Below are 8,583 nucleotides of genomic sequence, written 5' to 3' on the forward strand. Positions count from 1 at the left end.
TTCATCAGGCATTTGAAAACCTGATGAATGAAGATAAACATAATGTTTGTTAAGATAATTATACACGATAGAGAGAAAAGAGGAGAACACTATGATTTACCCATTTCATGATAAAACACCCGTAATCGATCCATCCGTTTTCATCGCAGATTATACAACAATCACAGGAGATGTCACAATTGGTCCAGAATCGACCATTTGGTTCAATACGGTCATTCGCGGTGACGTCTCACCCACAATTATCGGACGCAAGGTCAACATTCAAGATCTATGCTGCCTTCATCAAAGTCCACAATTCCCACTCATTCTAGAAGATGAAGTCACCATTGGTCACCAAGTAGCGCTACATAGCTGCACTGTCAAAAAAGGTGCATTGATCGGCATGGGTTCTATTGTTTTAGACGGAGCGGAAATCGGCGAAGGTGCATTCATCGGGGCGGGCAGCTTAGTTCCACCCGGCAAGAAAATTCCTGCAAATTCACTAGCGTTCGGTTCACCTGTCAAAGTTGTGCGCGAACTAAACGATGAAGATCGTAAAGATATGGAACGCATTGTTCGCGAGTACGCTGAAAAAGGTCAGTATTACAAAGGGTTACAGAAATGACAAAAGAGCCGTCCTATTGGATGGCTCTTACTTTTTGATGAATAATAAAACGACTAGAGCTATTAGCACAATGAATACCACGACACCTAGTAATAAAATTAACCCAAGTAAGCCAATACTCGTCATTAAATCACCTTCTTATTTTAAGCTCTCTTTCTGTGGCCAACTCATAATTCAGATATAGTCTTAGGTTTATACATGATTAGTGACATACCAATAACGATACAAATCAAACCACCTAAACTACTTGTAACACTTGAAAATTGTTCTGGATAATAGACATAGCCTAATCCTAATACAATAACAAAAATCCAACCTATACTATTTAATGTAGTCAGCTTTGTTTTTTTATAGTAAAAGACAAATGTGGAAATGAAAACGCCAAGGAAAATACCAATACTTATAATAATTTTACTATCTGTTGTAGTAAATAGTATTGAAGCAAAAACCATAGCTACCATTAAAGTCAAAACAGCACGTATGATTTTATCCACAGTAGACTGCCCCCTTATTGTCTTTCGACAAGGTTATACTTACTATACGAAATATTCTCGGAATAGTTTCATTTTATCCCTGCCTATAAAAAATCACAGCAGGTCGAATATATCGTGTATTATTCAATCTTGACAGCGAGTCTATCTATCGTATGTGAAAGGTATTCCTAGTGCCCAGCGACTTCAACGCAATTTTTGTACTTATAGGTAAGTCCTCGTACGAAAAACGTTTATAAAGATTGCGACATGTCTATCCATCGGTTTTATCAACAGTACAAACATTATTTTTCTAACAGTAATAAATGACTCTAATCATTCCGCAAGTTCCCTTAACCTGTTCACATTAATTTCCCCTGTTAATCGTTTATAAAAAAAGAAATTATCTCTTAAAGTATCTTCGCTATTTACTATAGTTTTTGAAATTAACTTATCTTTCTTATCGTAAAATTTCACTCTAAATCCAGCACCCATTCTACCAAATGCTACTCCCGAAATCTTAAAATCAACATTTTCAAAGTCCGAAATTATTTCTTTAATCTCAGCTGCATCTGTGATTTCCTTAAATCCTCCTGTATTTCCGTTCAAAATAGTGATTTTTGCTATTTCCTCTGAATCACCTATTATCCTTTTACAAATCTGCTTATCGAAAAAAGCACAGCAAGTGGAATCACCCCCACTCACTGTGCCTTTTTTCTTTACAATTACTGTCCCGCTTGTTCTTTCAAAGCAGCAGCTCTGTCTGTTTGCTCCCATGGTAATTCGATGTCTGTACGGCCGAAGTGACCGTAAGCAGCTGTTTGTTTATAAATTGGACGACGTAGGTCAAGCATTTTGATGATGCCGGCTGGACGAAGATCGAATAATCCACGTACAAGCTCCACCAATTTGCTTTCTGCTACTGTGCCTGTTCCAAATGTATCAATCGAAATCGATACAGGTTGCGCTACACCAATTGCATAGGCAAGTTGGACTTCACAACGATCTGCAAGTCCCGCGGCCACGATGTTTTTCGCCACATAACGAGCCGCATAAGAAGCGGAACGGTCCACTTTTGTTGCATCTTTCCCAGAGAATGCACCGCCACCATGACGTGCATAGCCACCGTATGTGTCCACGATGATTTTACGACCTGTTAGACCCGCATCTCCTTGTGGTCCACCAATAACAAAACGTCCCGTTGGGTTAATGAAGTATTTCGTATTGTCGTCAATCAATTCAACTGGTACTACAGCGTCAATGACAACTTCTTTTATGTCATGCTGAATTTGCTCAAGCGTCACTTCCGGATGATGTTGTGTTGAAATGACGATTGTATCGATTCGAACTGGATTATTCTGTTCATCATACTCAACTGTCACTTGCGTTTTCCCGTCAGGGCGTAAGTAATCTAGCGTCTCTTCTTTACGTACTTGTGCAAGACGACGTGAAAGTTTGTGCGCAAGGCTAATTGGAAGTGGCATCAATTCTGGTGTTTCATTGCAAGCATAACCGAACATCAAACCTTGGTCACCTGCACCGATTGCTTCAAGTTCATCTTCCGTCATAGAACCTTCGCGTGCTTCTAGTGCTTGGTCAACGCCCGCAGCAATGTCAGCTGATTGTTCGTCGATTGCAGTCAAAACTGCTGATGTTTCCCAATCAAAACCATATTTCGCACGTGTATAGCCAATTTCTTTTACTGTTTCACGAACAACTTTTGGAATATCTACGTAAGTCGTCGTCGTAATTTCTCCTGCCACTAGGACAAGCCCAGTCGTAATCGTTGTTTCACATGCGACACGCGCATTTGGATCTTCTAGTAAAATCGCATCTAAAATAGCATCCGAAATTTGGTCACACATTTTGTCCGGATGTCCTTCTGTTACTGATTCTGATGTAAATAGTCGACGATTTGTCATGTTAGTTCCTCCTATATCCTACGAGATTGATACGGTACTCATATGTCCCATGTAGAGTCCCATTCCTATAGGGAAAGGAACTGCAAGCCATTGCGAGCTCTATACACGAGGATAAAGGGCGATATCATATAATCAATTACGCCTCGGCGTAATTGCGTCCCAATTTTGAATTGCGCGGGCGCAATTAACTCCCTTCAAAATTTGTGCCATCCGCCGGAGGCTTTATCTTTGTTTAACAAGTATTGTATGCCTGCTGAACAAAGATAAAAGCCCTTCACTCACGTATTAACTACATGAGTGAAGGGCATGATTTCTAAAGCACCTTTCACTCTTATCATCCAAAATATTTATCTGTACCCAGATAAATACCTTGCTACAGGTTTGGCACCTTCGCGTAGACAACATGGTCTTTGCAGGTTGCCGGGTTTCATAGGGCCTGACCCCTCCACCAGCTCGGGATAAGAGTATCCGTTCAACTATCCATACTACGTAAATTATCGATTTTTGTCAATTAATTTTGATGTTTTGCATATAAATACGTTGCAAACGTATTTGCGCCCAGATTTTTCTCGAGCTTGCTCGAGAAATTCCTTTAAAAAATCTGTGGCATCCGCCGGAGGCATTAACTTGATTCAGCAGGGGTTCTTCTGCTGAATCAAGTTAATTAGTTGCAGTTTGAATTAGTATAGACTATTATTCTTAATGTGTTATACTAATTAAAAATAAGATGTCACCCACTGCATGGGTCTATATCAAAAGGATGGTAGATGACTATGATATCAGCGAAAATGAGCGACAAGCTTAAAGATCTTCTTTCAGGTAAAAATGTAAAAATTCAGCTTTCTGTTCCACAGCTTGTTGAAAAGGCAACAGCACGTGGAGAAGCGCAATTAACTGCCGATGGCGCGATCACGGCACAAACTGGCAAGTATACGGGTCGCTCCCCTAAAGATAAATACATCGTTGAAGAAGCATCTACAAAAGACAAAATTGATTGGGGCAACGTAAACCGCCCGATTTCTTCTGAAATTTTTGATTCACTATATAATAAAGTCATTAACCACTTAAAAGTCAATGATGAGCTATTCGTTTTCAAAGGATTTGCAGGTGCTGACCCGGCCTCACGCCTAGCTATTCAAGTCGTCAATGAGTTTGCATGGCATAATCTGTTCGTTCATAACCTATTCATTCGTCCAACAAAAGAGGAATTGAACAATCATGAGGCGCAATTCACGATTCTTTCTGCTCCTACCTTTAAAGCAGACCCTGCAGTTGATGGGACGAATTCAGAGACATTCATCATTGTTTCAATGGAAAAACGAATCGTCTTAATTGGTGGAACTGAATACGCTGGTGAAATGAAAAAATCAATCTTTTCTATTATGAACCACCTGCTTCCAGAAAACGATATACTCCCTATGCACTGTTCAGCTAACGTTGGTCAAGATGGAGATGTCGCCTTGTTCTTTGGGCTGTCTGGCACAGGGAAAACAACGCTTTCCGCATCTGCAGACCGCAAACTAATCGGTGATGATGAGCATGGCTGGTCTGACAATGGTGTATTCAATATGGAAGGCGGATGTTATGCAAAATGCATTAATTTATCACAAGAAAAAGAACCTGAAATCTTTGGCGCCATTCGTTTCGGTTCCGTTTTAGAAAACGTTGTTGTCGATCCAGACACACGTATTCCTGATTATAATGATGGTTCATTAACTGAAAACACACGGGCGGCATACCCAATTCAAGCAATCGATAACATCGTCGATCCTTCTGTTGCAGGTCATCCGAAAACAATTGTTTTCTTAACTGCAGACGCATTTGGCGTGTTGCCTCCGATTTCGAAATTGACAAAAGAACAGGCCATGTACCACTTCCTAAGCGGTTTCACATCGAAGCTTGCGGGAACGGAGCGTGGCATTACGTCACCTGAAGCTACCTTCTCGACATGCTTCGGCTCGCCCTTCTTACCGCTCCCTGCAACGGTTTACGCAGAAATGCTTGGTAAGAAAATCGACGAGCATGGTGCACAAGTATTCCTTGTCAACACAGGCTGGACTGGTGGCGTATACGGCGTCGGAAAACGTATGGATCTGAAACACACACGCGCAATGGTATGTGCTGCACTTGCAGGGCAATTGAACGATGTTGACACAACGACAAACGATATATTCGGTCTTGAAATGCCAAACGCTATCGAAGGGGTTCCAGCAGAGGTCTTGAACCCACGTAATGCATGGACTGACGGCACTGCTTATGATGTAAAAGCAAATGAATTGGCGGATTTATTCCGTAAAAACTTTAAGAAATTCGGTACAGTTTCTGAAGACATTTCTCTTAAGGGCGGACCTATTGCTTAATAGTTTAAACAGGGTAACACATACTACATGTGCTACCCTGTTTTTATTTTTAGTCATATACATGTATAGTGAAATCTCCTTCAAAAAAGGACTTTACCTCATCAATTTCCGCTTTCTGTTGTAAATAAAAAACTACTTCACCACCATAGTGTCCTACTATTAACACTAATTCCCCAAATGAATCATAAAGGAAAATCGAAAACCATTTTAGTCCACCATGCTTGTCAAACGACTCTGTAGACATCCAGTCAATTATTTCTTCAGTAAGTTCTGCTTGAAATGCAATTGTCTTTGTTCCTTGAACTTGTCCAACTTCCTTCATTCGCGTACCTAACTGCACTCGAGCTTCGCTTTCTACTGCCCAACAATGAATATCCATCGTTGAAGCTTGCCTTGAGAACTTTGCCCACAGTGGCTGCCAAAATGAAATATCTTGTGGGAAACCTGACTTCTCCTTCGTACTAATCGTTTGCGGCCCAATATAAACATGCTTTTTCATGTCCCCTGCCTCCTCATCCATAAACATAAATCACGAACTAGCTGTGCATTCATCGCAGGTGGGATAAAATGCGTATACTCCGAAAAGTACCAGGTTTCGTAGGCTTTGTCATGTTGTCGAAGGGCATCTTCAAGCAATATAGCCTGTTGAAAGGATACATTGGTATCGAGCATCCCATGAATGATAAGGGTGGGTGCTTCAATGTCATGAACACGGAGCAATGCAGTGCGCTCTCGGTATTCATCCGGCATATTGTTTGGTGTTCCACCAATCACTCGCTTCATCATACGCCGCATGTCTTTGCGTTCCTTATATGTAAAAACGACATCAGACACGCCCGCCCACGTAACGATAGATGCAATGTCTTCGCGTAAAATAGCGGTCCACAAAGCCATGATACCACCGCGTGAAAAGGCAAATAAGTGAACTTTTTCCCGGTTCATCTTTTGGTGTTGCTTTAGTACATCGACCGCATTCACCGCGTCGTGTCGATCAGCACCTGCAAACTCGTCGCGTCCCTCGCCACCACGATTACCGCGATAATAAGGTGCAAAGACCACAAAGCCCTGCGACGCGAACTGGGCAATACGCGCTGGACGAACCATGCCCACATGTTGCATGCCGCCCCTCAAATAGAGAATACCTTCATAATTCCCGTCGGCAATTGGCTCCGCCATCAGCCCCTTCACTCGCAAGCCATCCGACCAATACGTAATTTCCTCAAGCAGTACATGAGGGTTTGGCGAAGGATAAGGACGCCGATGAACAATAATACCATCACGATTCATGCTCTTCTACTCGCTCTCTTATGATGTCCATTCCCGTACCCTTCATATGAAAACTCAATTCCTCACATCGATCCAATTCATCACTGGACAGCCATATCGCACCTTCCGTTTCATGAAGTGTCGGTTGTTCATCAATATATGTAACTTTTCCCGTAAATACAGCCTTGCAAAATGTACTATCACTATGCACAACATATTCGGCTACCTTGATAAGATCCGTAATCGTCACACCCGTTTCTTCTATCGTTTCACGAATGGCAGCCTCCTCGATAGACTCTCCGTCTTCCGCCTTGCCGCCCGGAAATTCAATACCCCGAATCGAATGTCGTGTTAATAACCATTTTTCACTATATTTTAGTACAACAAGTACATGTCGAGCCTCCATGCCGAGGTGATTGTCCCCGAATGTCAGCTCCACACGTCCACCGTTCACATCATTATATGTCAACATTGCCATCACGTCCTTTCGTTATAGTTTAACGAAAATACGGTAGCTTCTCAATAAATCGTTTCGACTTGTCATCCGTAAACTCATGAATCAGCGCATACACCTTCATCGTCCGCAAATCAATATCGCGGTTATCTTGATCATAGTGGTACGGGATATAAGGTAAATGCGCCCTAAGAAAGTTACGAATTTCTAACCGGTCCATCTGATGGAACAATCGATGGAATACCGGAACATATTCTTCAGTGACATGGACTTCATATTCCCACGGTGAATCATCCGGATGATGGTACACTTGCTGATGAACGATTGATACGTACATTTTATATTTCTCCATGCAAATCCATCCTTTTTATTTTTAAGATGGCCTCCTCACACAAAAACATGCATCTCCAATAAATGGAGATGCATGTTTTTTAGAGATTTACGCTGTAACGTCAATTACAGTGCCTTTAGTTGGATGAGCCGCTGCAGGTTGATCAGGTAAAACCTCCAGCATTTCCGTCACCGCGCTCGTCTCCATTGATAGTGCTTTGTTCAAAACACTCATTTGTACAAGCGATTGCAAACTTCTAAGTTGGCTCGCCATAATTGAATTCATTTCCATTTGCCATCACTCCCTTCACAAACTTAATATCGGCAAATTAGGCATATTTTTAAGGGTAGTCGATTATTTATTACCCTCACCAAGGAATGCATTCAGCATCCATTGATGTTTCTCGATACTTTGGTATGTTGCATTCAATATATCCTCTGTCATGTCGTCGCCATCTTGTCCGGCAAATTCCATACCTTTTTTCAGTGATTTCATAATCTCCCCGAAATCATTCGCAATATTTTTTACCATATCATCTGCGGTCTCTTTCCCTGTTGCTTCTTTCACGACAGACTGCTCCAAATGTTCTTTCAGCGTAGCGACAGGATCGCCGCCCAATGTCAAAATCCGCTCAGCGATTTCGTCCATATGCAGCGTCGCCTCGTTATATAACTCCTCAAATTTTGTATGCAGCGTGAAAAACTGATTGCCTTTGACGTACCAATGATAATTATGCAATTTGGCATACATCACCGACCATGAAGATACTTGGATATTCAATTCCTGAATAAGTTCTTTCGACATAACAAAACCTCTCCTTATAATTCATCTCTCTGTTAATTTACCTCTTAAGCCAGTAGAATAAACATAACAGCATGAATAGGGAGTTATGAACTTGAAAACAATTTTAATGGGCATCATCAAATTTTATCAAAAAGCTATTTCACCGTTAACACCACCATCATGCCGCTTCTATCCTACCTGCTCACATTACGGGATTGAAGCCATCGACAAACATGGGGCGCTGAAGGGTTCGTGGCTAGCGGTTCGTCGCATTTCAAAATGTCATCCTTTTCATGCAGGTGGATTTGACCCTGTTCCGGAGAAAGAATCGGTGGAAAAGTAGAGCGCGGTTCGGCATCATTGCCGGCCGTTTTTCTTTGCCCAAAAATCAAT

Annotated in this window: 12 protein-coding genes and 1 riboswitch; of the genes, 3 read left to right on the forward strand and 9 right to left on the reverse strand. The window is 41.7% G+C overall.

The window, feature by feature from the left end; translation table 11 throughout:
• The first annotated feature begins 91 nt into the window (after positions 1–91).
• The gene (locus R2B77_RS07120) at positions 92–604 is read left to right on the forward strand and encodes a gamma carbonic anhydrase (RefSeq protein ID WP_203247004.1); all 513 of its coding nucleotides are present in this window, start codon (positions 92–94) and stop codon (positions 602–604) included.
• A gap of 167 nt (positions 605–771) precedes the next feature.
• Here R2B77_RS07120 and R2B77_RS07125 read toward each other — a convergent pair whose 3' ends face one another.
• The 3 genes from R2B77_RS07125 to metK all read right to left on the reverse strand — a co-directional run bounded on the left by R2B77_RS07125 (position 772) and on the right by metK (position 2,996).
• The gene (locus R2B77_RS07125; RefSeq protein WP_203247003.1) at positions 772–1,098 is read right to left on the reverse strand and encodes a hypothetical protein; all 327 of its coding nucleotides are present in this window, start codon (positions 1,096–1,098) and stop codon (positions 772–774) included.
• Positions 1,099–1,410: 312 nt separating this feature from the next.
• Positions 1,411–1,851, reverse strand: a complete 441-nt coding sequence (locus R2B77_RS07130) for a hypothetical protein (RefSeq protein ID WP_322555668.1) — start codon at positions 1,849–1,851, stop codon at positions 1,411–1,413.
• Entirely contained in the window at positions 1,800–2,996 is a 1,197-nt protein-coding gene (gene metK / locus R2B77_RS07135) for a methionine adenosyltransferase (RefSeq protein ID WP_203247001.1), read from the reverse strand. The genes R2B77_RS07130 and metK overlap by 52 nt, the downstream gene beginning before the upstream one ends.
• Positions 2,997–3,324: 328 nt before the next feature.
• Positions 3,325–3,461: riboswitch (SAM riboswitch) on the reverse strand.
• A gap of 308 nt (positions 3,462–3,769) precedes the next feature.
• On the opposite strand from metK, the gene pckA reads away from it, so the two are divergent.
• Entirely contained in the window at positions 3,770–5,356 is a 1,587-nt protein-coding gene (gene pckA / locus R2B77_RS07140; RefSeq protein ID WP_212391386.1) for a phosphoenolpyruvate carboxykinase (ATP), read from the forward strand.
• A gap of 49 nt (positions 5,357–5,405) precedes the next feature.
• Here the strand turns inward: pckA and R2B77_RS07145 are convergent, their stop codons facing one another.
• The 6 genes from R2B77_RS07145 to R2B77_RS07170 all read right to left on the reverse strand — a co-directional run bounded on the left by R2B77_RS07145 (position 5,406) and on the right by R2B77_RS07170 (position 8,211).
• Positions 5,406–5,855 carry a hypothetical protein gene (locus tag R2B77_RS07145; protein WP_203246999.1) on the reverse strand — a complete coding sequence of 150 codons (450 nt, stop codon included), beginning with the start codon at positions 5,853–5,855 and terminating at the stop codon, positions 5,406–5,408.
• Positions 5,852–6,643 (reverse strand): alpha/beta hydrolase family protein, encoded by a 792-nt coding sequence (locus R2B77_RS07150; protein ID WP_203246998.1) that lies wholly within the window; start codon positions 6,641–6,643, stop codon positions 5,852–5,854. Before R2B77_RS07150 ends, R2B77_RS07145 begins: the two co-directional genes overlap by 4 nt.
• Entirely contained in the window at positions 6,633–7,094 is a 462-nt protein-coding gene (locus R2B77_RS07155; RefSeq protein WP_212391336.1) for an NUDIX hydrolase, read from the reverse strand. Before R2B77_RS07155 ends, R2B77_RS07150 begins: the two co-directional genes overlap by 11 nt.
• A 25-nt stretch (positions 7,095–7,119) precedes the next feature.
• On the reverse strand, positions 7,120–7,428 hold the full coding sequence (locus R2B77_RS07160) for a hypothetical protein (protein WP_203246997.1): 309 nt from the start codon (positions 7,426–7,428) through the stop codon (positions 7,120–7,122).
• 87 nt (positions 7,429–7,515) lie between these two features.
• On the reverse strand, positions 7,516–7,698 hold the full coding sequence (locus R2B77_RS07165; protein WP_203246996.1) for a putative motility protein: 183 nt from the start codon (positions 7,696–7,698) through the stop codon (positions 7,516–7,518).
• 63 nt (positions 7,699–7,761) lie between these two features.
• Complete coding sequence (locus R2B77_RS07170; protein WP_203246995.1) at positions 7,762–8,211, reverse strand: Dps family protein; 450 nt, start codon at positions 8,209–8,211, stop codon at positions 7,762–7,764.
• 91 nt (positions 8,212–8,302) lie between these two features.
• Between R2B77_RS07170 and yidD the strand changes: the two genes are divergently transcribed.
• The gene (yidD, locus tag R2B77_RS07175; RefSeq protein WP_203246994.1) at positions 8,303–8,533 is read left to right on the forward strand and encodes a membrane protein insertion efficiency factor YidD; all 231 of its coding nucleotides are present in this window, start codon (positions 8,303–8,305) and stop codon (positions 8,531–8,533) included.
• The last annotated feature ends 50 nt before the right edge of the window (positions 8,534–8,583 follow it).

This window comes from Sporosarcina beigongshangi, from assembly GCF_033485195.1.
In the GTDB taxonomy this organism is placed as follows: Bacteria; Bacillota; Bacilli; order Bacillales_A; family Planococcaceae; genus Sporosarcina; species Sporosarcina beigongshangi.